This window comes from Arthrobacter sp. U41, from assembly GCF_007679325.1.
GTDB lineage: Bacteria > Actinomycetota > Actinomycetes > Actinomycetales > Micrococcaceae > Arthrobacter.
The window spans coordinates 258,371-283,344 of sequence record NZ_VEGI01000004.1 but is presented as its reverse complement, the minus strand read 5'-3'; the positions used below and the strand labels follow the sequence as shown (position 1 = coordinate 283,344).

Annotated in this window: 25 protein-coding genes and 1 riboswitch; of the genes, 21 read left to right on the top strand and 4 right to left on the bottom strand. The window is 67.4% G+C overall.

The annotated features are described in order from the left end of the window. The first annotated feature begins 10 nt into the window (after positions 1-10). Both FS787_RS14130 and FS787_RS14125 read left to right on the top strand, forming a co-directional pair. On the top strand, positions 11-445 hold the full coding sequence (locus tag FS787_RS14130; protein WP_144673228.1) for a flagellar hook assembly protein FlgD: 435 nt from the start codon (positions 11-13) through the stop codon (positions 443-445). A gap of 31 nt (positions 446-476) precedes the next feature. Next, positions 477-1,640 carry a flagellar hook protein FlgE gene (locus tag FS787_RS14125; protein WP_144673226.1) on the top strand — a complete coding sequence of 388 codons (1,164 nt, stop codon included), beginning with the start codon at positions 477-479 and terminating at the stop codon, positions 1,638-1,640. Positions 1,641-1,721: 81 nt separating this feature from the next. Here FS787_RS14125 and arr read toward each other — a convergent pair whose 3' ends face one another. Continuing rightward, positions 1,722-2,147, bottom strand: a complete 426-nt coding sequence (gene arr, locus FS787_RS14120) for an NAD(+)--rifampin ADP-ribosyltransferase (protein WP_144673223.1) — start codon at positions 2,145-2,147, stop codon at positions 1,722-1,724. A 61-nt stretch (positions 2,148-2,208) separates the two neighbouring features. Between arr and FS787_RS14115 the strand changes: the two genes are divergently transcribed. Next, positions 2,209-3,189 carry a putative zinc-binding metallopeptidase gene (locus FS787_RS14115; RefSeq protein WP_144673221.1) on the top strand — a complete coding sequence of 327 codons (981 nt, stop codon included), beginning with the start codon at positions 2,209-2,211 and terminating at the stop codon, positions 3,187-3,189. A gap of 33 nt (positions 3,190-3,222) precedes the next feature. Here FS787_RS14115 and FS787_RS14110 read toward each other — a convergent pair whose 3' ends face one another. After that, entirely contained in the window at positions 3,223-4,734 is a 1,512-nt protein-coding gene (locus FS787_RS14110; RefSeq protein ID WP_144673219.1) for a GGDEF domain-containing protein, read from the bottom strand. Positions 4,735-4,951: 217 nt separating this feature from the next. Between FS787_RS14110 and FS787_RS14105 the strand changes: the two genes are divergently transcribed. The 13 genes from FS787_RS14105 to FS787_RS14045 all read left to right on the top strand — a co-directional run bounded on the left by FS787_RS14105 (position 4,952) and on the right by FS787_RS14045 (position 15,642). After that, positions 4,952-5,242 (top strand): flagellar FlbD family protein, encoded by a 291-nt coding sequence (locus FS787_RS14105; RefSeq protein WP_144673217.1) that lies wholly within the window; start codon positions 4,952-4,954, stop codon positions 5,240-5,242. A 3-nt stretch (positions 5,243-5,245) separates the two neighbouring features. Continuing rightward, on the top strand, positions 5,246-6,061 hold the full coding sequence (locus FS787_RS14100) for a motility protein A (RefSeq protein ID WP_144673215.1): 816 nt from the start codon (positions 5,246-5,248) through the stop codon (positions 6,059-6,061). Then, entirely contained in the window at positions 6,058-6,885 is an 828-nt protein-coding gene (locus FS787_RS14095) for a flagellar motor protein MotB (protein WP_144673213.1), read from the top strand. Before FS787_RS14100 ends, FS787_RS14095 begins: the two co-directional genes overlap by 4 nt. An 86-nt stretch (positions 6,886-6,971) precedes the next feature. Then, a complete protein-coding gene (locus FS787_RS14090; RefSeq protein WP_260982563.1) occupies positions 6,972-7,868 on the top strand; it encodes a flagellar motor switch protein FliM in 897 nt (298 codons plus the stop codon). Further along, entirely contained in the window at positions 7,865-8,593 is a 729-nt protein-coding gene (gene fliN, locus FS787_RS14085) for a flagellar motor switch protein FliN (RefSeq protein ID WP_144673211.1), read from the top strand. The genes FS787_RS14090 and fliN overlap by 4 nt, the downstream gene beginning before the upstream one ends. Beyond that, positions 8,594-9,163 carry a flagellar biosynthetic protein FliO gene (fliO, locus tag FS787_RS14080; RefSeq protein WP_144673209.1) on the top strand — a complete coding sequence of 190 codons (570 nt, stop codon included), beginning with the start codon at positions 8,594-8,596 and terminating at the stop codon, positions 9,161-9,163. Continuing rightward, on the top strand, positions 9,160-10,026 hold the full coding sequence (gene fliP, locus FS787_RS14075) for a flagellar type III secretion system pore protein FliP (protein ID WP_395940352.1): 867 nt from the start codon (positions 9,160-9,162) through the stop codon (positions 10,024-10,026). The genes fliO and fliP overlap by 4 nt, the downstream gene beginning before the upstream one ends. Further along, complete coding sequence (gene fliQ / locus FS787_RS14070) at positions 10,023-10,298, top strand: flagellar biosynthesis protein FliQ (protein ID WP_056424389.1); 276 nt, start codon at positions 10,023-10,025, stop codon at positions 10,296-10,298. Before fliP ends, fliQ begins: the two co-directional genes overlap by 4 nt. 1 nt (position 10,299) lies before the next feature. After that, complete coding sequence (locus tag FS787_RS14065) at positions 10,300-11,058, top strand: flagellar biosynthetic protein FliR (protein WP_144673207.1); 759 nt, start codon at positions 10,300-10,302, stop codon at positions 11,056-11,058. After that, complete coding sequence (locus FS787_RS14060; protein WP_144673205.1) at positions 11,058-12,137, top strand: flagellar biosynthesis protein FlhB; 1,080 nt, start codon at positions 11,058-11,060, stop codon at positions 12,135-12,137. The genes FS787_RS14065 and FS787_RS14060 overlap by 1 nt, the downstream gene beginning before the upstream one ends. Before the next feature lie 37 nt (positions 12,138-12,174). Then, positions 12,175-14,223, top strand: coding sequence for a flagellar biosynthesis protein FlhA (locus FS787_RS14055; RefSeq protein WP_144673202.1), 2,049 nt, complete (start codon positions 12,175-12,177; stop codon positions 14,221-14,223). Continuing rightward, positions 14,201-15,277, top strand: coding sequence for a hypothetical protein (locus FS787_RS18020; protein ID WP_186329201.1), 1,077 nt, complete (start codon positions 14,201-14,203; stop codon positions 15,275-15,277). Before FS787_RS14055 ends, FS787_RS18020 begins: the two co-directional genes overlap by 23 nt. A gap of 74 nt (positions 15,278-15,351) precedes the next feature. After that, positions 15,352-15,642 carry a carbon storage regulator gene (locus FS787_RS14045; RefSeq protein WP_144673200.1) on the top strand — a complete coding sequence of 97 codons (291 nt, stop codon included), beginning with the start codon at positions 15,352-15,354 and terminating at the stop codon, positions 15,640-15,642. 69 nt (positions 15,643-15,711) lie between these two features. Here the strand turns inward: FS787_RS14045 and flgN are convergent, their stop codons facing one another. Next, complete coding sequence (gene flgN, locus FS787_RS14040; RefSeq protein WP_144673198.1) at positions 15,712-16,287, bottom strand: flagellar export chaperone FlgN; 576 nt, start codon at positions 16,285-16,287, stop codon at positions 15,712-15,714. A gap of 225 nt (positions 16,288-16,512) precedes the next feature. Here flgN and FS787_RS14035 point away from each other — a divergent pair, with 225 nt between their 5' ends. Beyond that, on the top strand, positions 16,513-17,331 hold the full coding sequence (locus FS787_RS14035; protein WP_056424411.1) for a sigma-70 family RNA polymerase sigma factor: 819 nt from the start codon (positions 16,513-16,515) through the stop codon (positions 17,329-17,331). A 213-nt stretch (positions 17,332-17,544) separates the two neighbouring features. Continuing rightward, positions 17,545-18,024, top strand: coding sequence for a Dps family protein (locus FS787_RS14030; protein ID WP_144673196.1), 480 nt, complete (start codon positions 17,545-17,547; stop codon positions 18,022-18,024). 74 nt (positions 18,025-18,098) lie between these two features. Here the strand turns inward: FS787_RS14030 and FS787_RS14025 are convergent, their stop codons facing one another. Beyond that, on the bottom strand, positions 18,099-19,640 hold the full coding sequence (locus FS787_RS14025) for an MFS transporter (RefSeq protein WP_395940355.1): 1,542 nt from the start codon (positions 19,638-19,640) through the stop codon (positions 18,099-18,101). Positions 19,641-19,855: 215 nt separating this feature from the next. On the opposite strand from FS787_RS14025, the gene FS787_RS14020 reads away from it, so the two are divergent. The 3 genes from FS787_RS14020 to gcvT all read left to right on the top strand — a co-directional run bounded on the left by FS787_RS14020 (position 19,856) and on the right by gcvT (position 24,912). Beyond that, the gene (locus FS787_RS14020) at positions 19,856-20,395 is read left to right on the top strand and encodes a TetR/AcrR family transcriptional regulator (protein ID WP_144673192.1); all 540 of its coding nucleotides are present in this window, start codon (positions 19,856-19,858) and stop codon (positions 20,393-20,395) included. A 210-nt stretch (positions 20,396-20,605) separates the two neighbouring features. Next, positions 20,606-20,704: riboswitch (glycine riboswitch) on the top strand. Between the two features lie 158 nt (positions 20,705-20,862). Further along, a complete protein-coding gene (gene gcvP, locus FS787_RS14015) occupies positions 20,863-23,751 on the top strand; it encodes an aminomethyl-transferring glycine dehydrogenase (RefSeq protein ID WP_395940351.1) in 2,889 nt (962 codons plus the stop codon). A 12-nt stretch (positions 23,752-23,763) separates the two neighbouring features. Continuing rightward, a complete protein-coding gene (gene gcvT, locus FS787_RS14010; RefSeq protein WP_144673188.1) occupies positions 23,764-24,912 on the top strand; it encodes a glycine cleavage system aminomethyltransferase GcvT in 1,149 nt (382 codons plus the stop codon). Positions 24,913-24,974 lie beyond the last annotated feature (62 nt).

Sequence of the window (24,974 nt, the reverse complement as noted above, 5' to 3'; positions counted from 1 at the left end):
AACGCGACTCATGACGATCCAGCCCATCGCCCCGCAGCCGGTCACAGCCGCGGGGGAGACCTCGCAGGCAGCCGCCGTGCGGGCACCCGTGCAGACCATGGATTCGGAGGTCTTTATGTCCCTCCTGGTAGCCCAGCTCAAGAACCAGAACCCGAGCGCACCCATGGACACCAACCAGATGATGAGCCAGACCATCCAGCTCTCCATGATGGAGAAGATGCAGGAACTGACCACCAACAGCCAGGAAGGGTTCTCCCTGCAGATGCGGCAGGCCGCAGCCCAGCTGGTGGGCCAGTCGGTTGACTACACGCTCGGTGACGGCACCACCGGCACGGGCATCGCCAGCTCCGTGTCCTACTCCGGAGCAGTTCCGACCGTCAAGGTCGGCGACCTCTCCATCCCTCTCGACTCCATCACCGGGCTCACCGCTCCGGCCGTTTCCTGACCAGTTTTCCACCCGTAGAAAGGCAGTTCCCATGCTCCGCTCGCTGTACTCCGGAATCTCCGGCCTCCGCGCCCACCAGACAATGCTGGACGTCACTGGCAACAACATCGCCAACGTCAACACGGCCGGCTTCAAGGCGTCGTCCACCCAGTTCCAGGACACCCTGTCCCAGATGACGCAGGGCGCCGCCGGCCCGCAGGCCGAAGCCGGCGGCAGCAACCCCGCGCAGATCGGCCTCGGCGTCCGCGTCGCCGGCGTCAGCACCAACTTCGCCCAGGGCTCCTCGCAGAGCACCGGCCGCGCCACGGACATGATGATCTCCGGCGACGGCTTCTTCGTCACCAGCAAGGGCGGCCAGCAGCTCTTCACCCGCGCCGGCGCCTTCAGTCCCGACGCCGCCGGGCAGCTGGTCAGCCCCGACGGCGGCATCCTGCAGGGCTGGACGGCCGTCAGCGGTGTGGTTAACACCGGCGGGCCGGTCGGTGACCTCGCCCTGAATGCCAACAACCTGGTGCCCGCAGTGTCCACGAACGCTGTCACCGTGGACGGCAACCTGCCGAGCGAGGGCGGCACGCTGGAACGCGTCGTCAAGGTCTACGACGCCACCGGCGCCGAGCGGAACCTCACCCTTACCTTCACCGGGTCGGGCAACAGCTGGAACGTGACCGGGGCGGACGAAAACGGCAGCACGGGAACGGCGACTCTGGGCTTCACCAACGGGAAGCTGACCAGCGGCGGCCCGCTGACGGTCGGCGGCATCACGGTCAACCTTCCCGAGGTCTCCTCCTTCGCCGGGATGACGTCCCTCGCGGTCAGCGGCCAGAACGGATCCGCCGCTGGCAAACTGGAGTCCTACACCCTCGGCAACGACGGCTCCGTGATCGGCTCCTTCAGCAACGGCGTGAAGCAGGTCCTCGCCAAGATCGCACTTGCCAATTTCACCAATCCCTCGGGTCTGGAGAAGACTGGCGGTTCCTCCTACGTCGCCACCGCCAACTCCGGTGGCGTGCAGCTGGGCGGAGCGGGCGACGCCGGCATCGGCAGCCTTTCCGGCGGGTCCCTGGAAATGTCCAACGTGGACCTTTCCCAGGAATTCACCAACCTGATCGTCGCCCAGCGAGGCTTCCAGGCCAACGCCCGCATCATCACCACCTCGGACGAGGTTCTGCAGGAGCTGGGCAACCTCAAGCGCTAACCGGCTGTCTCATGAGTGGCTCCGGCCCGAGTCTGCGGATCAATGTCCGCGGACTCGGGCCGGGTCGCGTTGCGCGGGGCTTCAGTTGATTGCCTCGATGCCGCGCCGCTTGAGTTCTTCCAGGTGGTTCCGCATGTTTTGAAGCGCCTCGGGGGAGTGCGGCTGCCAGTCCACCACCTCGTCAACCACCCGCAGCGGCTCCCTGGTGCGGTACGACCTCGTGGGGTTGCCCGGGAACTTCTTGTCCGTCAGATTGGGGTCATCCTCAAACGGGCCGGTGGGCTCCACCCGGTAGATTCTGCCGGGTCCCTCGCCCACTCCCAGTTCCGCGCCCCAGGTAGCGGCATCAAGGGTGGCGGTCAGATAGATGTAGTTGGCCGTCTTTCGCTCACCGAAATTCGAGCTATAGCCGGGCTCCAGCAAGTCCCCCGGCAACAGGCGAGCCTTCGTGCCGTGGAAAAAGGGCCCGGGGTCCCTGGCCTCGGACGGCAAAGAGTCGTTCTCCATGCACACCTCCTCGAAGTTGGCATCCACTCTAGCCCGGCGCAGGCAACGGTAGGATCGTGAGGTGAAAAAACAATCCTGCAGTGCCTGCGGCTCGGCCGTGTTCTTCGAAAATTCGGCCTGCCTGCGCTGCGGAACGAACCTCGGATACCATCGGGAGCTGCGCGCGATCGTCGCGGTGGACGGGCAAGGGCGGTACCGGGACTCCTCGGACACAGAGTGGTACATCTGCGCGAATCTCTTGCTCTCCGGTTGCACGTGGCTTGCCCCGACGGACGGCGGCCAGTGCTTCAGCTGCGACCTCACGCGTACCCGTCCCAACGACGGCGACGCCAAAGGCCTTTCGCAGTTCATGGTGGCTGAGCGGGCCAAGCGCCAGCTCATCTCCGAGCTGGCTGCGCTGGGCCTGCCGATCATCACCCGCGCGGAGGATCCTGACAAGGGCCTGGCGTTCGACCTGCTGTCCAGCGTCCACGAGAACGTGGTCATCGGCCATGCCGGCGGGATCATCACCATTGACCTCGCGGAGAGCGACGACGCCTACCGCGAAAGGATGCGCGCCCAGCTCGATGAGCCGTACCGCACCATGCTGGGTCATTTCCGGCACGAGGTGGGGCACTATTTTGAGGACGCTCTCGTCTTCAGCCATGACGAGCTGACCCGCGAGGCCCGGGATCTTTTCGGCGACGACACCAAGGACTACCAGGCAGAGATTGACCGCCACTACTCCGAAGGCGCCCCCGCGGACTGGGAACAGCGGTACATCTCGCGGTACGCCACCATGCACCCGTACGAGGATTTCGCCGAGTCCTTCGCCCACTATCTGCACATCTGCGACACCGTTGAGACCGCCCGGGAATTCGGCCTGATCCCGAAGGCACCGGAGGCTAACCAGTTCCGCGACCTCGTGGAAACCGAATGGTTGCCGCTCTCGGTTGCCCTGAACCAGGTCAACCGGAGCATGGGAAAGGACGATCTCTACCCGTTCGTCCTCCCAGACGGGGTGATCGACAAGCTTGAGTTCGTCCACGGGCTTCGCGCCTGACGATCCGCCAGCTCCCCGGCTTCAATCCGGCGGTCAGCTCGCGGCCGTAACGCCCAGAGGCCCGGTCTCCGCAGCGCTGCTGGTCTCCGGGTCCGTCACCGTACCCCGCAGTGCCTCCCAGAAGGACGTGGCCTCAGCCGGGCGCGGCACGTTGAGGATCTCCCGGAGGGTCAGCGAGTCGGTCCATTGCTGGACCAGTTCATGATGGAAGACGAACTCCTGAAGCGCAGTCCGCTCCGGAAGAAGCATTCCGGTGGGATGCGTGCCGGAGGGCAGCTGATCGATGGCGGCCAGCAGGGACTCCAGTGTCCGCCGTGCCGTCTCCGGCCCTCGGGTTTGTTCCGGCAGCCGGCCAACACGCTTGGCGGTGGCAATCTGGTCCCGCAGCCTCCTGGTGTACGCGGCCCAGGAACGGGCCTGGTCCGGCCGGACGCGCAGGGTGCAGCCGGAATCTGAAGTGCGCAGCCCGTCGTAGACGACATACCGACCCCTGCCGGCGTGCTTCGCCGCGTACATGGCCTGATCGGCCCACTCCAGCAGGTCCTCGATCTTTTCGGCGCCCGAGCCGAGCGCGACCCCCACGCTTGCTGTCATGTGGAGTTCCGTCCCGGCCACCTGGACCGGCTCCGCCACGGCCTTCATGACCCGACGGGCCATCCCCGCTGCCACGTTGCCGTCCGAACCAGGCAGCAGCAGGGTGAATTCGTCGCCGCCGGTCCGCGCCGCGGTGTCCCCGGCCCGGCAGCAGGCCTGGATGCGCCGTGCCAGCTCAAGCAACAGGGCATCACCGGCGGCATGGCCATAAGAATCATTCACGGGTTTGAACCCGTCGATGTCCACGGAGAGCACCAGCAGGGGCTCACCCCGGAGCGCGCCCGCTGCACTGGCGGCACTGAGCCGCTCGTGCAACAGCGTGCGGTTGGCCAGTCCGGTCAGCGGATCGTGCAGGGCCTGGCTGGCGAGCCGGTCCAGGAGGATGTTCTCCTCGGCCCGGGCCCGTTCGTGGATGGTCCAGTGCACAATGCTCGTGGCACAGATCGCGAGGAAGAGGGCACTGTGAATGAGCCCCCACGCCAGGGGATCCTGCAGCGCGGCAGGGTGGTTGTAGAGGTGGTGGGGTGCCAGAATCCCGACGACGCCGTGGTGGGCGAAGACCACCGCCGCGGCGGTGGCGAGCGGAGTCCAGTCCTCATAGAGGGCCACAATCGGCACCATGATGAAAAACAGAAAATGTGCTTCGATGGCGCCCGACGAGTGGACGGCACTGGCCGCGACCAGCATCAGTGCCACCGAGGTTAGGGAGGCACGGATCCGGCGGCCCCAGCGGGCGCTCCACGAAACGGCCGCCAACAGGACCGGCGCGGCCGCCTCCAGGAGCGCATGCCCGGGTTCGACGCCCTGGAACAAAGCAAAGACCGCGACGGCCAGGGAGGAGGCAAGGGCGAAAAGGACAATCATCCGGTGCCGGAAAGCCCACGCCCGCTGGGGCAGATTGGAGCCCCGCGGGACGAAGCTCCCGATCGCGCCAAGCCTCTGCGATGCCACGAAGACGCCCCCATGTTTCGGTAGTTTTGACGATTGTTCGAACCCGCATCGCCTGGTGTCGACAGCTTACTGTAGCCATCAGGCCCGAATGTGATGCGTATTACGGCACCAAGTCGCGTTTCCGGAGACGCAATCGGCCCACGCCTAACGGATATGCCCGGGATGCCGACAGTAACTACAAGAACACCGCCCCCTACTAACAGAGCAGAATCGGCCCATGATCGTCGTCACACGCCTCAACGGAACGCGCTTCGCGGTCAATCCGGATTTGATCGAGCGCATCCACGAGAGCCCGGACACCCATCTGGTGACCCTCGACGGCGCCGCGTACGTGGTGCTGGAAAGCCTCGCGGAGGTAGTCGAACTCATCGCCGACTACCGGGCGTACGTCCTGAGCAAGGCACGGGACTTTCCCGCCGTGACGGGATACCCGTTAAGCCTCGTGCCGCCGTCGGACCCTGACGACGGCGGCGGCCGCCGCCCCGCACCTGAGCCACCAAGAAAGTAATCCATGGATCCCGCAACAGTCATAGGACTGCTCCTCGCCTTTGGCTCCCTCATCGTGATGGTCCTGCTGGAAGGCGGCAGCCTCTCCTCGCTACTGCTCCCCGCCCCGATGATCCTCGTGTTCGGGGCCACCCTGGCCATCGGGCTGGCCGGGAACACCCTCAAAGACGTCATCCAGGCATTCAAGGCCGTGCCGGGAATGTTCATGGGGAAAACAGCGAAGCCGCAGGACAGCATCGACCAGATGGTCCGGTTCGCGGAAAAGGCGCGCAGCGAGGGCCTTCTGTCCCTCGAGGAAGAAGCGGCCAGCGTCAACGATCCCTTCCTGGCCCGGGCCCTGCAGAACATCGCCGACGGCACCGACGCCGAAGACCTCCGGATGCAGATGGAGGATGAGATCGACACAAAGGCGCGCAGCGACCATTCCGCGTCGAAGTTCTTCGCGTCCCTCGGCGGTTACGCCCCCACCGTCGGCATCGTCGGAACTGTCGTCTCCCTGACCCACGTCCTGGAAAACCTGTCCCAGCCGGACGAACTGGGGCACATGATTGCCGCCGCGTTCGTCGCCACGCTCTGGGGCCTGCTGTCCGCCAACTTCATCTGGCTGCCGTTCAGTTCCCGCCTGGCCCGGCTGTCCGAGCTGGACATTGAACGCCGGACGCTGCTGATGGAGGGCATGCTGGCCGTGCAGGCCGGCGCCCAGCCGCTGCTGCTTGCCGAACGTCTCCGCTCCATGGTTCCGGAGCACCAGCTCAAGAGCTCCGGAAGCGGCCGCAAGGCAACGGCCGGCGACGCCGAAACGATGGACAGCGCCGCGTGAGTGGCCGCCGTCGCCCCCGCAAGAAACCCGAAGAGCACCACGTCGACGAACGCTGGATGGCATCCTACATGGACATGGTCACGGTGCTTATGTGCCTGTTCATCGTCCTCTACGCCATGTCCACCGTGGATGCGAACAAATTCGAGAAGCTCCGCAATTCACTCGCCACCGGCTTTGGCGCGGTCGCGAGCGAAACCGTGGACACCGCCGAGGGCACGGTAGTCCCGCCGGAATTCGTGGACGAAAACCTTGAGGCCTTCGCCGCGCAGGCGGCGGCAAAGGAGACGCAAGCGCCCGACGCACTCGAAGCGGCCCTGAAGGAAGTGGACCGGCTGCGGGCACTTGAAGCGAAGATGAAGGCCGGCCTGGCCGCCGCCGGGCTCACCGAGAACGTTGAATTCCAGATCGACCAGCGCGGACTCACGGTCAAACTGGTCGGCTCGCAGACCTTTTTCGCACCGGACCGGCCGGAACTGACAGCGCGGGCCTCCCAGGTCCTGAAAATCATCTCGCCCATCCTCGGCCCGGCGGCCCTGGAGATCATGGTCGAAGGCCACGCCGCCAACGGGGTGACCGCCTACCCGTCAACCTGGGAGCTGTCCTCGGCCCGGGCCGTGAATGTGCTGCGCTTTATGGTCGATCGCGGCGGCATCGCCCCGTCAACCATCGGCGCCGTCGCCTTCGGCTCCGCTCGGCAGGTCAACGACGATTCCACGCCGGCGCTGATGGAGCGAAACCGCCGCGTGGACATCGTGATCATCTCGGACCAGCCCGACGTCGTCCGGGCACTGATCCCGGAAGTGCTCAAGCACAGCGAGAAATAGCGGCAGTTTTTGCCTGCTGTGTTTTGCCTGTTTTTGCCTGAGGCCAACTGCTTACGACGGCGGATCCCTTGCCGATAGTGGCAACCGTGAGTGTTTTGGATGAGCGGGAAGTGGCACGGGAGCGGACGGTCAGCGTCTACGACTTCCGGCGTCCCGCGACGCTCGCCCGCGAACACAGCCGCGTCCTGGAACTCGCGTTCGAAACCTACGCCCGGCAGTGGGGAACCCAGCTCACGGCCAAGGTCCGCGTTAAGTCCGTGGTGCGGCTCGAAGACGTCAGCATGCTCAGTTACGACGAATACGCCGCCTCCCTGCCCGCGGTCACCGCCATGGTGCTGTGCACGGTGGAGGGGCACGATTCCAAACTCGTGGTGCAGTTCCCCGCCCCGGCCGCCCTCGGCTGGGTCAACCGCATGCTGGGCGCCTCGAACGATGCGCCCATGCCGGACCGCAAGTTCACCCAGATCGAACAGGCCCTGGTCAAAGGCCTTATGGACGAGGCCCTTGAAGACCTCGGCTACTCCTTGGGGCCGCTGCTGAGCGAAACCATCCGCGTGGACACCATCCAGTACAACTCCCAGTTCGCCCAGGCCGCGGCCCCCAGCGAACTGATGATCGTCGCGGCGTTCACGATGAACGTCGGCGACATGAGCGCCCCCGCCACGCTGGCCGTCCCCGCCAGCATCCTGCTGGGCCGGCTCAAGAAGGTCAACCCGACGGACAACCGCGGGGACGCCGCGGCACGCGTCACGGCCCAGCTGGAACGGGTCCCGGTGGAATTGTCGGTCCGGCTGTCGACGTCGTTCGTCACCCCCAGCCAGGTCCTGGGCCTCGCCGTGGGCGACGTCCTGACCCTGCCGCACATGGAAAACCGCCCGTTTGACCTCACCCTGGACGGCACCCGGCTCGCCACTGCCGCCCCGGCCCGCAACGGGTCCCGCGCGGCCGCCGTCATTGTCACAATCGAGGAGAATCACCGATGAGCATCACCCTGACCAGGCACGAATCGTCGGCGGAACGGCTCGTTGAGGAACTGCCGAGCCCGGTAGCGCTCAAGGTGCTGGCCCTGGTGCCGGCCCGTGCCGCCGCGCCCTACGCCCGCCAGGCCGTCACCGCAACGTTCGTCGGCTCCGTCACCGCTGACCTCGCGCTGATGCTGAGCGACCGCACGTTCCTCGACGAAGCGGCCGGCGGCATGGCGGGGAGCCAGTCCGGCGTTGTTTCGGTGACCGACGTGCTGCGCCCGGCAATGGAAAGCGCCAGTTCCGTGTTCGGCGCCGGCGTCCTGAGCGACCTGCGCGAGTCCGACGCCTCCGGGCTGCTCTCAGACCCCGACACCGCTGTCTTCGAACTGTCCGACGGCGTCAACGCCGCCGCCTGGTTCGCCGTCCGTCTCCGGGAGCACAGCACCAACCAGGACCGTGCCGGCGATGTGTTCGCCGGCGGCGAGGCTGTTGCGGGACGGCTCGGGCGGATCAACAACATCGAAATGGCCCTGACCGTGGAGATCGGACGCACCCGCATGTCGGTGCGCGACGTCCTCTCGCTCGAACCGGGAAAAATCATTGAACTCGACCGCTCCGCCGGCGCCCCGGCGGACGTCCTGCTCAACGGCCGGCTGATTGCGCACGGCGAAGTGGTGGTGCTGGACCAGGACTACGCTGTCCGGATCACCCGCATCCTCGATGTTGCCGAGGGGCTCAGCTGAATGGACGCACTGATCCTCGGGCTGCGGGTATTCGTGGCCCTGGGCGCGGTGCTGGGCCTCATGTGGTTGCTGCAACGCCGGCTCGGCAAAGGCACGGGACGGCGGCGGGCTGACCGCGCGCTGACCATTGTCAGCCGGCAGAGCGTCGGCCAGAAAGCGTCCGTGGTGGTGGTCGACGCCGCCGGGCAGCGCTTCCTGCTGGGCGTCACGGAACACGCCGTCAACGTCCTGCACACCGGCGACATCCCGGCCGAGGCCGAAGAGCCGGCCGTGCAGGAAACCCGCCGCGGAGCAGGTGAATTCGCCCGGGTGCTGTCCGGCTTCGGCCCGCTGCACAGCGGGCAGTCCGCCTTCGAGGAGCTTCCCGTCGAGGGCAGCGACGAGTCCGCCGGCTCCGGCGGCGGAAACGCCCCGCTGTCCCGCCGCCGCACGCTGCACCGGGACTCCCATGCGCGGGGACCTGCGCTGCGCGGCAACGCGTCCGGCCACGCGCCCCTGCACGGTTCAATCCTGGCCGGCTCCACGTGGAAGCAGGCCGCCGCCGCTCTCAGGAGCGGACGCCGCAATTGACCCGCCCCCTCGCTTCCCGCTCCGCCTCCGCGCGCCCAGCCGCCGTCGGACCGGCCAGGACCATTGTCCTGGGCCTGGCCGCCGTCCTGTTCGCGGTGCTGCTGCTGTGGCTGAACGCCTCGGCCGGCCACGCCGCCCCCATCGACCCCATCCCGCCGGTCCCGCCGGCTGATCCGGCGAACCCCGGCGACGGAAGCGTCAACATCGAAATCAACGGACTGGACGGAAAACCGTCGACGGCGGTCCTGACCCTGATCGGCATCACCCTGCTCTCGGTGGCGCCGGCCCTGCTGCTGATGATGACGTCATTCACCAAGATCTTCGTGGTCCTGGCGATGACGCGCAACGCCCTGTCCCTACCGTCCATCCCGCCGAACCAGGTCCTCGCCGGGCTGGCCCTGTTCCTCTCGATTTTCGTTATGTGGCCGGTCATCAACGAGATGAACACGATCGGGATCCAGCCCTACCTCAACGGCACTCTGGACTTCAACGGTGCAGTCGGCGCTGCCAGCGGCCCGCTGCAGCAGTTCATGCTGGCCCACACCCGGGAAGAGGACATCGCCCTGATGTCCCGGGCCGCTGCCGCGGAGAACCCGGCCACCCCCGAGGCCGTCCCCATGCAGACCCTCATTCCCGCCTTTATGATTTCGGAACTGCGTGCCGCGTTCATCATCGGCTTCGTCATCTTCATCCCGTTCCTGGTGATCGACCTCGTGGTGTCCGCGGCCCTGATGTCCATGGGCATGATGATGCTCCCGCCGGTGATGATTTCGCTGCCCTTCAAGATCCTGCTCTTCGTCCTCGTGGACGGCTGGGGCCTGATCATCACCTCGCTCATCCAAAGCTACGCAGGCACCGGATGAACGCCAACGCCGTCCTGGATATCTGCCTCCAGGCAATGATCGTCGCTGCCAAGCTCTCCGCGCCCGTACTGGTGACAGCACTCGTGGTGGGGTTGGCCATCGCGCTGCTGCAGTCCATCACCCAACTGCAGGAAGCCACCCTCTCCTTCGTGCCCAAGGCCGCGGCCGTGGCGGTGGCCCTGCTGATCTGCGGACACTGGATGATCTCGGAGATGGTGGCCTTCACCAACGATCTCTTCGACAAGATCCCGGCCCTGCTCGGAGGCCTGTGAGGTGGGCATACCGATCGACCCGACGTGGCTGGAAGCGGTTCTGCTGGCCACCGTCCGGATGACGGCATTCCTGATCGTGGCACCGCCCTTCGCGTACCAGGCGTTCCCCGGCCGCGTGAAAGCCATGCTCGGGCTGGGGCTCGGCCTGGCGGTCTCCCAGTGGGTGTCCGCCGGCTACACGCCGCGCGATACGGCCGGTTTCCTCACGGGAGTGGTCCTGGAACTGGTCACCGGGCTGGCTCTCGGCTTCCTGGTGCTGGTGATCTTCTCTGCCGTCCAGTCCGCCGGCAGCCTGATCGACCTCTTCAGCGGGTTCCAGCTGGCGCAGAGCTTTGACCCCCAGATGAACGTCAACGGCGCACAGTTCACCCGGCTGATGCAGATGGCCGCCCTGGCGCTGCTGTTCGCCTCCGACGGCTACCAGCTGGTCATCACCGGACTCACGGGCAGCTTTGTGGCCCTGCCCCTGGCCGGCGGCATCGATCTGGCCCAGCCGGTCCAGGCCATGACCTCGGCGGTGACCGGCATGTTCCTCGCCGCCGTCCAGATTGCCGGTCCGCTGGTGGTGGTGCTGTTCCTCGCCGACGTCGGACTGGGCCTGCTGACCCGCGTGGCCCCGGCGCTGAACGCCTTCTCGCTCGGCTTTCCGCTCAAAATTCTCATGACGCTGATGCTGGCCGGATTCATGTTCCTGGCGCTGCCCAGGATCGTCTCCAGCCTCGCCAACCAGGCCGCCAAGACAGTGCTGGGGGTGGGCTGATGTCGGATTCACAGGAAAAAACCGAGGAAGCAACCGACAAGCGCATGAAGGAGGTCCGCTCCAAGGGCCAGCTTTCCCGCTCCCAGGACCTCACCGCGTGGGTGGGTGTCGGCGCCGCCGCCATCATGCTTCCGGCCACCATCGAACGGGCCTCCAGCGCCGCCACGGACCAGCTCTTCAGTGTCCGCGGCATCGTTGCCGCCCCGGAGCCGGGGAAGGCCGTGAAAGCCCTGGAGGACGGACTCGCCGCCATCGCCGGGATCATCGGGCCCATGCTGATTGTGGTCTTCATTGTGGTCCTCGCCGGGGCCGCGCTGCAGGGCGGCGTGCACATGAAGAAGTTCAAGTTGGACTTCGAGCACTTCAAACTGATCAGCGGCCTGAAACGCGTCTTTGGCACCCAGGCGATCTGGGGCGGCGTCAAGGCGCTGCTGAAGGCCACTGTGGTGGGCCTGGTCCTCTACAGCGTGGTGCAGGGACTGGTTCCGGTGCTCCTGACGGCCGGAGGAATGCCGGTCTCCGGGGTGGTGCAGGCCGCGGGCGGCGGGATCGCCTCGCTGGTCCAGTTCGCCGTGGCGGCCGGCATCGTGCTGGCGGCGGCAGACTTCTTCGTTGTTATGCGCCGCAACCGCAAGAAGACCCGGATGTCCAAAAAGGAAGTCCAGGACGAGAACAAGAGCAGCGAGGGCGACCCGCTGATCCGTTCGCAGCGCCGGGCGCGGCAGATGGCGATGAGCCGGAACCGCATGATCGCGGCGATCGGTGACGCCGACGTCGTGCTGGTCAACCCAACACACTTCGCCGTGGCGCTCAAGTACGAACCGGGAAAGTCCGCACCCCGCGTGGTGGCCAAGGGCTCCGGCCACATCGCCGCCAGGATCAGGGACGAGGCCGAGGCGAAAAACGTGCCGATGGTCCAGGACATTCCGCTGACCCGGGCGCTGCACAGCGCCTGCGAGCTCGGCCAGGAAATCCCGGTGGACTTCTACCGCGCGGTGGCAGGGGTCCTCGCCTTCGTCATGTCGCTCAAAGCCCGCGGCGCCGCCCGCGGCATGCACCGGATGGCCACCGCCTTATGACCACGTCTCCAGCCAACGTCTGTGAAAGGACCGCACCATGAAGAACAAGCTCGGTCCGCTGACAGTGCCCATCGGCATTGTCGGCATTGTGCTGCTGCTGGTTGTTCCGGTGCCGTCGCCGCTGCTGGACGTCCTTATTGTCTGCAACATTTTGCTGGCGCTGCTGGTGCTGCTGACCAGCATGTTCGTAAAGAAGCCGCTGGACTTCTCCGTCTTCCCGTCGCTCCTGCTGGTGGCCACCCTGTTCAGGCTGGGCCTGAACGTCGCCTCCACCAGGCTGGTGCTGGGGGAGGGGTACGCCGGGCAGGTCATCGAAGCCTTCGGCCACGTGACGGTGGGCGGGTCCATGATCATCGGCGCCGTCGTATTCCTTATCCTCATCGTCATCCAGTTCGTGGTGGTCACCAAGGGCGCCGAGCGCGTGGCCGAAGTCGGGGCCCGCTTCACCCTCGACGCCATGCCGGGCAAGCAGATGGCCATCGACGCCGACCTCAACGCCGGGCTGATCACCGATACCCAGGCCCGCGAACGGCGCGCCGAAGTCTCAGCCGAGGCCGACTTCTATGGCGCCATGGACGGCGCCTCGAAGTTCGTCAAGGGTGACGCCATCGCCGGGCTCATCATCATCATCATCAACTTCGTCGGCGGCATCGCGATCGGCATGCTGCAGCGCGGCATGGAGATCGGCGAAGCCGTAAACACCTACGGCCTGCTGACCATGGGTGACGGCCTCGTGACCCAGATCCCGGCCCTGCTCATGGCCGTCTCCACGGGCATGATCGTGACCCGCTCCAACGCGGAATCGGACATGGGGACCACCTCGTCCACCCAGCTGATGCAGTCGCCCAGCGCCCTGATGATCGCCGGCGTGGCCGCCATCGCGATGGCCCTCATTCCGGGCATGCCGCCCCTGCCCTTCATCCTGGTCGGAGCGGGGCTGCTGTTCGCCTCGCGCCGGATCGCGGCCCAAAAGGCGCAGGCGGAGAAGGCCCGGGACGCCGAGGCCAGCGCCCTCAGCCACCCGGAAATGGACCCGAACGAGAAGCTGCTCGAGGACATGCGTGTCCACCCGGTGGAGATCCTGCTCGCCCCGGATCTCGTGGACATGGTGTCCGGTGCCTCCGATGACCTGCTGGCCCGGGTGAGGTCCCTGCGGCACAAGATCGCCATGGAACTGGGCCTGGTCATCCCTCCCGTCCGCACCAGGGACAGTGTGGACCTGCCCCCGGCAAGCTACTCGATCCGGATCGCCGGAGTCGAGGCGGGCAGCGGCACCGCCCCCAGCGGGCAGATGCTGGCCCTGGGCGACAGCCTCGACTCGCTCCCCGGCGTCGCAATGATCGAACCCGTGTTCGGCCTGGCCGGGAAATGGATCCCCGCGGAAATGCGCCACAACGCGGAGATGACCGGCGCCACCGTGATCGACCGCGTCTCCGTCCTGGTCACCCACCTGTCCTCGATCGTCACGGCCAACGCCGCCCGGCTGTTGTCCCGCGAAGACGTCCGTGTCCTCACCGAGGGTGTCCGGAAACAGAGCCCCTCCGCCGTCGACGAACTGACGCCCGCGCTGCTTTCCCTCGCAGAGCTGCAGCGCGTGCTCCAGGGTCTGCTGGACGAGCAGGTGCCCATCAACGACCTCGCCAGGATTTACGAGGCGCTCACCCTCCGCGCCAAGGTCTCCACCGACCCGGAATCACTGGTCGAATCCGCGCGGCAGGCCCTGGGCCCGGCGCTGACGGCCAAATTCATGGACGGCCCGGTGCTGAACGTGATCATGATCGACCCCCTCCTGGAGCAGCACATGCTCGAGGACATGCGCCCCGCCGAAGGCGGCAGCCAGATCGTGATGGGACAGGACAGGCTGGACGCCGTGCTCCGCTCGGTGCGTTCCGCCGTCGACTCCGCAGCCGCAGCCAACCGCCCGGCCGTGCTGGTCTGCGCCCCGGCGCTCCGGCCCGCCATCCGCAGACTCGTGGGAGCGCAGCCCGGCTCGGTGCCGGTGCTGTCCTACCGCGAAGTCACGTCAGCCAACGTCCGGATCGAAACAGTAGGAGTCGTTCGCCATGCAGAACCGCTTTCGGCTTAAAGGCGCCTCGCTCGAGGAGATCCGCCGCAAGGCGGAACAGCAGCACGGCCCCGCCGCGCGCATCGTTTCCGCCGAGCGCGTCATCAGCCCCGGGATCGCCGGACTCTTTGCCGGCGACCGTTACGAGGCCATCATCGAGGTGGTCACGGGGCATGAGGTGGTCACCGGTGAGGTGGTTCCCGAACCCGACATCCTGGCCGAGGCGGACGGCCCGGGCAGTCCACCCGCGGGGCCCGCGCCCACCCACGCATTGAAAGGCGCCGCGATCGCGGCCCTGCTGGAGGAGGCCGACGCCACCGAAATGAGCCTGCACCGGCCCGGCAGCCCCGGACTTTCCACGGAGTCCCCGGACTTCGCCGAACTGCTCCAGCAGCTCGGCGACGGGCTTCGCGGCCCTGCCGGCACCCCCGCCGTCGAAGCGCAGCCTGCTGCCGCTGCCGCGGCCGCGGGCGCTGGACCGGCGACGACGGCAGCGGCGCCGGCCGTAGCGCCGGCTTCACCGCCTACTCCTGCTACGCCGGCGGCTTCTGCTGCACCGGCCGTTCCCTCGATGCGGCTGCGGGAGTCCGTGCCTGTTCCGCTGAGCGGAACCGGTGATCTGGTGGTGCTCATCGGGCTGGGTGACGACGCGCTGGACACCGCCCTGGCCATGTCCACCGCAGTCGGCGGCGCCGACGTGCGGACAGCCGGGAAGTTGTCCGCCTACGGCCATCTGCACGTGGACGGACGCCAGGACGCGACGGCGGCCCGCGCCCACGCCGTGATGACGGATCAGACCGTGCTCGTGGCCTTCGGCCTCGGCAGGGCCCGCGACGCCCTGGCGCGGCTCCAGTCCGTCGCCGCCCTGTCCGCCGACCAGCTGTGGGTGGTGGTCGACGCCGGGCGCAAGCAGGAGGACTCCGCACGCTGGGTGGGTGTGCTCGCCGCGCAACTGGACATCGCCGCCGTCGCCGTTGTGGGGGCGGCCGACACCGCCACCCCGGAAACCATCAACACGCTGGGGCTGCCGGTGGGCTGGATCGACGCCGGCCAGGCCCGTTCGGCCAGGATCTAAGATGCGCGGCACGAACCAGGTACAGGTGGCGGGACTCGTCACCGGCTCCGCGCAGCGAAGGGTAGATTGAGAGGATGCTGGTACTTACACGCAAGCCGGGCGAACAGATCATGATCGGCGACGGGATCGTCATCACGGTTCTGGAAGGCCGCGGCGACGGTGTTCGGATAGGCATAGAGGCCCCCCGCGGGGTCCCGATCCAGCGCCGCGAGGTCATCGAGGCCATTGCCGCGGCGAACCTGGCGGCCGCTGAAGCCGGAGCCGAGGCCGGTCAGGACGCGGAGGACGCGCTGCGCGGACTCCTGCCGCCGGCACCCGCCCCGAAACCGGCCCCGGCCGCGAAGCCGGCCCCCGCCGCGGACTGAACTCAGGCGCTCAGCCGGGCCCGGCGCTGCCGGGCGCAGCCAGTCACGCTCACCCGCAGCCAGGCGCACTCACTCGCGGTTGCCGCCTAGGTATTGCTCCAGGAGGGGCTGGGCCGTACGGCGGACCAGCGCCAAGGCGCGCTCGATGTTTCCCGCCGTCGTCAGCTGGTCAATAACCCCCGCGGTGTCCGCGGGCAGGGGAGCGGCGGCTTCGTCTTTACCCTGTCCGCCAGACGGGCCAGGCGCGCCGGATGCGCCGGATGCCGCCGGTGGGCTGAGGTTGCGCAGCGTGTCCTCGTTGGCGGTGGCGGCATCGTTGAGCTGCCGGAGCAGCGCGTGCAGGCCGTCCAGATGATCCTGCAGGACCTCGGGCCAGGCGCCCGGCGGTGCTCCCGCGGCGAGTTCATTCAGGGTCGCCTGGGCGGGCAGACCCCACTCGGCCGCCACCGCGGCTGACTCGACACTCCGGGCCAACGCTTCAAAGCGCAGGCGGTCAAGGACGCTCTCCACCTCGGAGGCCGTGAAGCTCAACCACTGGACGTTGCCGGCCAGGACATGGAGCCGCTGCGTCTCCAGCCTGAATAACAGCAATTCCAGCTGACGGCGCTCCTGCCAGAGAGCTGCCGAAAGATCACCTGCACTCATGGGCCCCATTCCCCTTGCCGCCCCGGCCGAGAAGCCTTACCGCATTTTCAGCCAAGCTTTTCCCTGAGGTTACACGCAGAGCGAGGATCAGGTGATAGGTTTCGTCTTGGGTGCTGCGCCCGGGTTTTTAACACCGACTTCCATGGGGGGAGCACGGGGCCCATTTCGGGTGCGGCTCCCGGTCGTTTAAGGCTGCCGGATCCTGTCTCATGGGGGGACACTCTATTGAATCGCGTGGAACGCAACGAGATGGTCACACAGCATCTTCCGCTGGTGGGCTACCTCGTCTCAGACTTGTGCTCAAAGGCGTCACACCTTTCCCGCGATGACCTGGCGTCAGCGGGCGCCATTGCCCTGATCACCTCGGCGGACTCGTTCGACCCGGACCTCGGCGTGCCGTTCGGTGCCTTCGCGCGCCGGCGGATCCTGGGCGCGTTCGCCGACGAGATGCGCGCCAGCGACTGGGCCACCCGCTCGGCGCGGCGCCGGATCAAAGAAACCATGTCGGTCCAGGAAACCCTCGCCGCAGCCCTCGGACGCACCCCCAGCGTCGACGAGATCGCCGCGGCCCTGGGTGTGCAGCAGAGCGTCGTAGAGGCAGCCCTCGCGGACGCCTCCCGGACCCTGACGCCGCTGGATGAAGCCGTGGTCGACACGCTGGCCGCGGAGACCCTGACCCCCGAACATTCCGTGCTCGCGGACGAGCGGCTCCAGTACCTCCGCGCGGCGGTGAAGTCCCTCCCCGAGCGGATGCGTTACGTCGTCGAGGAGATCTACTTCGGCGACAGGACCGTCAAGGACCTGGCAGCGGAACTTGGATCCACCCACGCCGCGGTTTCCCAGCAGCGGGCCGAGGCCATTCGGCTCATGCGTGACGGCCTCACCGCGCACTACTCGGACGATCCCGGGCAGGGTTTTGAACCGCAGTCCCGGATCACCCCGAAGCGCCGCAACGACTACCTCGCCCAACTGGCAGAGACCACCACGGGCGGCTTCACGCGGGCCATCTTCCCGCAGGGGCCGGTACTGAACGAGGCGGTCTGAGCGGTCCCGATGTCCTTCCCGGCAGTCCTTCCCGCCAAGTAGTAAGCCAACTTAGTAAGCTGACCGAGAAATTCTTTCCGGAGCGTCGCCCTCCACCTATGCCCTGGGGTAGCGTCAGAAGCATCGAATCCAGCGGTATCGAACGCTTCATCCTCGGTTGGGACAGTAGTTTCAACGGACGCGCAACGGTATCGGACCTACTCAGGAGGACGCATGAAAGCATCACCAACGCTCACGACGAACCTGCAGGCAGTGCTCGTGGACCTGATCGAACTTCACGTCCAGGGCAAGCAGGCGCACTGGAACATCGTCGGGACGAACTTCCGGGACCTCCACCTGCAGCTGGATGAGATCATCGACGCGGCCCGCGCCTTCGCGGATGACCTGGCAGAGCGCATGCGCGCCCTGCACGCCCTGCCGGACGGCCGCAGCTCCACGGTGTCCAAGTCCACCTCGCTCGCCGAATTCCCGGCCGGCCTGATCAACACGAAGGACGCCATCGAGCGGATCGTCGCCGCCCTGGAGGCCGCCGTCGGCACCATGCGCAAGGTTCACGACGAAGTGGACGAAGAGGACCCCACGACGGCGGACCTGCTGCACGAGTTCATCGCCAAGTTCGAGCAGTACGCCTGGATGGTCAACGCCGAGACGATGCGGGCGAACGCCAGCGTCTCCACGGCGGACAGCAAGTAAAGTCTGCTGACGCTTTCAGCGCCCGGCGCCGGTTCTCACCGGCGTCGGGCGCTTTGGCATTTAACCCCTCCGGGTCACCGCGCCGTTGGCACTTTCCGGAGGACGACGGCGGCGAGGACTGACGCTCCCGCCATCAGGACGAGTGCGATGGCCGCCGTGATGTGGACGCCTGAGTCAAAGGCGGCCCGGGCGGCTGTCATCACCGCGTCGGCCACCGGTCCCGGCAGTCCCTGGGCCAGTTCGACGGCGCCCGCGAGCGTCTCGCCGGCCTGGGCGGAAGCTTCCGCGGAGGCGGCCTCGGTGGCGCCGGCGGGAAGCCGGAGGTTTCCCTGGTAGGAGGCCGTCAGGATGGAGCCCAGGATGGCGGTACCCAGCAGGGAACCGATCTCATAGCCGGTCTCTGAAATCGCGGCCGCGGCACCGGATTTCTCCGCGGGGGCGGCGCCGAGGATCAGATCGTTGGAGATGGTTTCCGCGGCGCCGACGCCGAGGCACAACACCAGCAGGGCCGCCAGCAGCAGCGCCGGGCCGTTGCCGTGGTCGCCGAAGGCCACCAGGAAGTAACCGGCGGCGCTCAGCAGCAGCCCACCGGCCACCACAAACCCGGGACGGACCTTCTTCACCAGCGGCACCACCATCAGGCCAGCCGCCACGGTCGCGATAAGGGCGGGGACCATGGCGACGCCTGATTCCGAGGGGGACTGTCCCTCCAGCAGCTGCAGGTGCTGGGCGAGGAACAGGATGAAGCCGTTGAAGGAGAACAGCGCCAGCACGTTCGCGATGATGGCGGTGCTGAAGACCCGGTTGCCGAAGAGGCTGATATCCAGCAGGGGAGCAGGGCGGGCCCGTACCCCGGTGGTGCTCTGTGCCGGGCTACTTTGTACCGTACTGCTCTCTGCCGGTGCTGCCGGCAGCAGGTGCCGCTGGCGCCGGATGAACACGTAGCCCATCAGCAGCCCAAAGCCGATGGCGGCCAGCGGTTCCGCGGCCGGTCCGTGGGTGGCCAGGATCTTGATGCCGTAGACGACCGGCACCATCACCAGCAGGGACAGGATGATGCTGGGCACGTCCACCCGTCCCGGGTTCGGGTCCCGGGATTCCGGGATCAGGGCCGGCCCGAGGATCAGCAGCGGGAGGATGATCGGCACGGCCACCAGCAGGACCGCGCCCCACCAGAAGTTCTCCACGAGCCAGCCGCCGAAAATCGGACCCAGTGCTGCGCCGCCGGAGAAGCCTGCGGCCCAGATGGCCACGGCCAGCCGCCGCCGGTTGGGCTCGGGGAAGATGTTGCGGATCAGGGACAGCGTGGAGGGCATCAGCATGGCGCCGAAGAAGCCCAGCCCGGCACGTCCGGCAATCAGCCATTCGGCGCTGGGGGCAAAAGCGGTGGCGGCCGAGACGGCGGCGAAGCCCGTGCTGCCGATGAAGAGCAGCCGGCGGCGGCCGATCCTGTCGCCGAGGCTGCCCATCGCCACGAGCAGCCCGGCGAGGACCAGGGGATAGGCGTCGACAATCCAGAGCAGCTCCACGCCCGTGGCGTCGAGGCTGCGCGCGATCGCCGGCAGGGCAAAGGTCAGGGCGGTGTTGTCGACGGCCACGAGCAGCACCGGGAACATCAGCAGCGACAGCGCCAGCCAGTCACGCCACGGCGCGCGCGGTGCCTGGTCGGATGGTGCCCGGTTGGGCGTTTTTCCGGCGGCGCTTGTGACAACGGCGCCGGTGCTGCGGGTGATGGAAGTGTTGCTCATAGACTTAACTATACCGTCTGGACGGTATAGTTAAGAAATGGGGCGTTCGAGCGACAGCTCCGGCACGGGGCATGATGGGACGCATGGCCAGAAAACCCGTTGCCCGCGAAGCCGTCCTTGATGCGTTCGAATCCCTGCTGATCGAAGAAGGGGAGCGGGCCGCGACCCTGGATGCCGTGGCCAGGCTGGCCGGCGTCTCCAAGGGCGGGCTGCTGTACCACTTTCCCAACAAGGAGGCGATGATTTCGGTCCTGCTGGAGCGGCTGGACCGGCTGCTGGCCGAGGACCTCGCTGCCATGGCGGCCGCCCCGGAAGGTGCCGCCGCGTTCTTCATCAAGTCCTCGGTCTGGGCGGACACGCCACTGGACCGGGTCTTTGTGGCCGCCACCCGGCTCGCCGAAGTGGCCCACCAGGAAACCCTGCGGCGAATGGCCGCCGTCCAGGCGTCCTGGCTGGAGCTGCTGGCAGCCGACGTCGGTCCCGCCATGGCCAAGCCGGTCCTCTACATGGGGGACGGGCTGTACTTCAATGCCATGCTGGCACGCGGCCCGGGCGGGGCGCGCCCGGAGGTCGGCGCCGACGTCGAAAGTCTGCTCACCGCCCTCGGGCGGCTCCGCGGCTGAGCGCGGCACGGGACCCCCGCCGTCGAACTCGCCGGACGCGTGCGGGCTCGCCGGAACGTTCCGGCGACTGCGCAGCGGTCCCGCGAATGCGCGTCCGACGGCGGCCCGGCGCGTAACGCTCGCACGGGCCCGGCTCGCTGGTTTGCGGACGCGGGCCGGGCGTAGGACAATAAGAGCTGTGACTGTTGTCACGCCAAGTTAATATGCCTTTGATCTGCGGCGGGAGAGTTCTGCTTGTAGGTACAAGCAGGCGCCGTAGGAGCAAACCCTCCCCAGGAATCTCTCAGGCCCATGTACCGCCGCGGCAAGGCAACTCTGGAAAGTAGCAGGCATGTCTTTTGACATGCTGTGCTCACCGAAGGTGCAAGCGGAGCCATGCGAGAGCACGGCTACGCGGAAACTCTCAGGTCCAATACAGAGCGGGGAGGAACCCGAATCAATGTGGCGTACCCTGCGCCGCCTTAGTTATGGAGTTCCTTGTGACTGTTACCTCAGCCTCCACGTCCTTCGTTGACCGGCACATCGGCGCGCGCCGCCAGGCCGATGTCGACGCCATGCTGAAGGCTGTCGGCTACGACACCGTCGACGCCCTCGTGGACACCGCCGTTCCGAAGGACATCCGCCAGGACTCCCCGCTCTCGCTCGGCGCGGCGCTCAGTGAAGTCGAGGTCCTGGCCGAGTTGCGTCAGCTTGCCGCGAAGAACAAGACCGCCGTCCAGATGATCGGCCAGGGCTACTATGACACCGTCACGCCGGCCGTCATCCGCCGTAACATCCTCGAGGCCCCGGCCTGGTACACGGCGTACACGCCGTACCAGCCGGAAATCTCCCAGGGCCGGCTCGAGGCGCTGCTGAACTTCCAGACCATGGTCCAGGACCTCGTGGGCCTGCCGATCGCCAACGCCTCGCTGCTGGACGAAGCCACCGCCGTCGCCGAGGCCGTGCTGATGATGCGCCGCGCCAACAAGAACAAAACGGCCCACGACGGCAAGACCGTCCTCGACGCCGACTGCCTGCCGCAGACCATCGCGATCGTCAAGGGCCGCGCCGAGGCCCTCGGCTTTGAGGTGGAGGTCGCGGACCTCTCCCAGGGACTGCCCGACGGCGTTATCAACGGCGTCGTCCTGCAGCAGCCCGGCGTCTCCGGCCGGGTGTTCGACCACACCGCCGTGATCGCCGAGGCCAAGGAACGCGGCGCGCTCGTCACCGTCGCGGCGGACCTCCTCTCCCTGACCCTCATCACGTCTCCGGGCGAGCAGGGCGCCGACATCGCAGTCGGCTCCGCCCAGCGTTTCGGCGTCCCGCTGTTCTTCGGCGGCCCGCACGCCGCCTATATGGCGGTCCAGAAGGGCCTGGAGCGGTCCATGCCCGGCCGCCTGGTGGGCGTGTCCAAGGACAACGCCGGCGTTCCGGCCTACCGGTTGGCCCTGCAGACCCGCGAGCAGCACATCCGCCGCGAGAAGGCCACGTCCAACATCTGCACCGCCCAGGCGCTGCTGGCCATCGTCTCGTCGTTCTACGCCGTCTACCACGGCCCGGACGGCCTCAAGGCAATCGCCGAGACCACCCACGGCCACGCCCGGACCATCGCCGCCTCGCTCAAGGCCGCCGGCCTGGACGTCCTGCACACCTCCTTCTTCGACACCGTCACCGTCTCGGTCCCCGGCAAGGCAGCGGAGATCGTCGCCGCCGCCGAGGCCAAGGGCATCAACCTGCGCGGCATCGACGCCGACACCGTCGGCGTCTCCACCGATGAAGCCACGACGGGGACAAACGTCGCCGACGTCGTCGCCGCCTTCGGGGCTACGGTGGCCGACTCAGTAGAGGGCTTCGCGCTGGATGCCGCCGTCGAGCGCACCTCCGACTACCTCCAGCACCCGGTCTTCAACACCCACCGCTCCGAGACGCAGTTGCTGCGCTACATCCGCCGCCTCTCCGACCGCGACCTTGCCCTGGACCGCACCATGATCCCGCTGGGCTCCTGCACCATGAAGCTGAACGCCACGGCCGAGATGGAAGCCATCTCCTGGCCGGAGTTCGCCTCCATCCACCCCTTCGCCCCCGAGTCCCAGACCGCCGGCTGGCGCGAACTGATCACGGACCTCGAAGCGCAGCTGACCGAGATCACCGGCTACGACCAGGTGTCCATCCAGCCCAACGCCGGATCCCAGGGAGAGCTCGCCGGCCTGCTGGCCATCCGCGGCTACCACCACTCCCGCGGTGACGAGCAGCGCAACATCTGCCTCATCCCGGCCTCCGCACACGGCACCAACGCGGCCTCCGCCGTACTCGCCGGCATGAAGGTGGTTGTCGTCGCCACCGCGCCGGACGGGACGATCGACCACGCGGACCTCACCGCCAAGATCGAGCAGCACCGGGACGCCCTGTCCTGCATCATGATCACCTACCCGTCCACCCATGGTGTGTACGACGCCGACGTCCGCGAAGTCTGCGACGCCATCCACGCCGCCGGCGGCCAGGTCTACATCGACGGCGCCAACCTCAACGCGCTCGTCGGGCTGGCCCAGCCGGGCCTGTTCGGCGGCGACGTCTCGCACCTGAACCTGCACAAGACCTTCTGCATCCCGCACGGAGGCGGCGGCCCCGGCGTCGGCCCGGTCGCGGCCAAGGCGCACCTGGCACCGTTTATGCCCGGCAACGCAGCAGATCCGGCCAACGGCGAAAGCGGCACGCCGATCTCCGCCTCCCGCTACGGCTCCGCCGGTGTGCTGCCGATCTCCTGGGCGTACGTGAAGCTCATGGGCGGCCAGGGCCTGACCGAGGCCACCAAGTCGGCCCTGCTCGCGGCCAACTACATCGCCTCCCGCCTGAACGACTTCTTCCCGGTGCTCTACACCGGTGAAGGGGGACTCGTGGCCCACGAGTGCATCCTGGACCTGCGCGAACTCACGGCCAAGACCGGCGTCACGGCCGAGGACGTCGCCAAGCGCCTGATCGACTACGGCTTCCACGCGCCCACCCTCGCGTTCCCGGTGGCCGGCACGCTGATGGTCGAACCCACGGAATCCGAGGACCTCGGCGAGATCGACCGGTTCATCACGGCGATGATCTCCATCCGCGCCGAGATCGACCAGGTGGCCCACGGCGAGTTCACCGTGGAGCACAGCCCGCTGCGCAACTCCCCGCACACCGCCGCTGCTGTCATCAGCACCGACTGGACCCGGGAATACCCGCGCGAACAGGCCGTCTTCCCGGTCCACACGCTCAAGCAGGACAAGTACTTCCCGCCGGTCGGCAGGATCGACGGCGCCGCGGGCGACCGCAACCTGATTTGCTCCTGCCCTCCCCTCGAAGCTTTTGAAGATCACACCGACGATTCCGCCTCTAACAACTAGGGACAGCCAACGATGACTGAGAACTACACGGCACTTTACGAAGAGCACAAGAAGCTCGGCGCCTCCTTCACGGACTTCGGCGGCTGGCAGATGCCGCTCAAGTACAGCTCCGAACTCGCCGAACACCACGCCGTCCGCAGGGCCGCGGGCCTCTTCGATCTCTCCCACATGGGCGAGGTCTGGGTCACCGGACCGGACGCCGCGGCGTTCCTCGACTACGCCCTGGTTGGCAAGATCTCCGCGATGGCGGTCGGCAAGGCCAAGTACTCGCTGATCTGCAACGAGGACGGCGGCATCATCGATGACCTCATCACCTACCGGCGTGACGACGAGAAGTTCCTCGTGGTTCCCAACGCGGGCAACGCCAAGGTAGTCGCCGCGGCCCTGGCCGAGCGGGCCGGTTCTGCCCAAGAAGGCGGCTTCAACGTCACCGTCCAGGATGCCTCCGCCGAGATCTCGCTGATCGCCGTGCAGGGACCCAAGGCCCAGGAGATCCTGCTGCGTCTGGTTCCCGCCGCGCAGCACGAGCTCGTCACCGGGCTGAAGTACTACGCCGCCGTCGAAGTTCCGTTGATGTTCGGTGGCACCAGCCAGGAGCTCCTGCTGGCCCGCACCGGCTACACCGGTGAAGACGGCTTCGAAATCTTCGTCGCGAACGACGACGCCGCCGCCCTCTGGCAGGCTCTCGTCGCCATCGCCGAGGACGGCGAACTGACCCCCGCCGGGCTGGCGTCCCGCGACTCTCTCCGCCTCGAGGCGGGCATGCCGCTCTACGGCAACGAACTCTCCCTCGACGGTGACCCGTACGCCGCCGGGCTGGGCCCGATCGTCGCGCTGTCCAAGGAAGGCGACTTCGTCGGCAAGGCCGCCTTGGCCGCCAAGAAGGAAGCCGGCGCCGGATCCACCACGGGCCGCAAGCTCGTCGGCCTCAAGGGCCTCGGCCGCCGGGCCGGCCGCGGCCACTACCCGGTCCTCAAGGACGGAAACGTCGTCGGCGAAGTCACCTCAGGCCAGCCCTCACCCACCCTGGGCTACCCGGTCGCCATGGCCTACGTCGACGTCGAGTTCACCGAACCCGGCACCGCCCTGGACATCGACCTCCGAGGCAAGGCAGAGTCGTTCGAAGTTGTGGCACTGCCTTTCTACAAGCGCCAAAAGTAGCCCAACGAGTACCTCAGCGGGACCGGGTGCCTCAGCGGTACCCGGCCCTGGGGCCGGCAGGC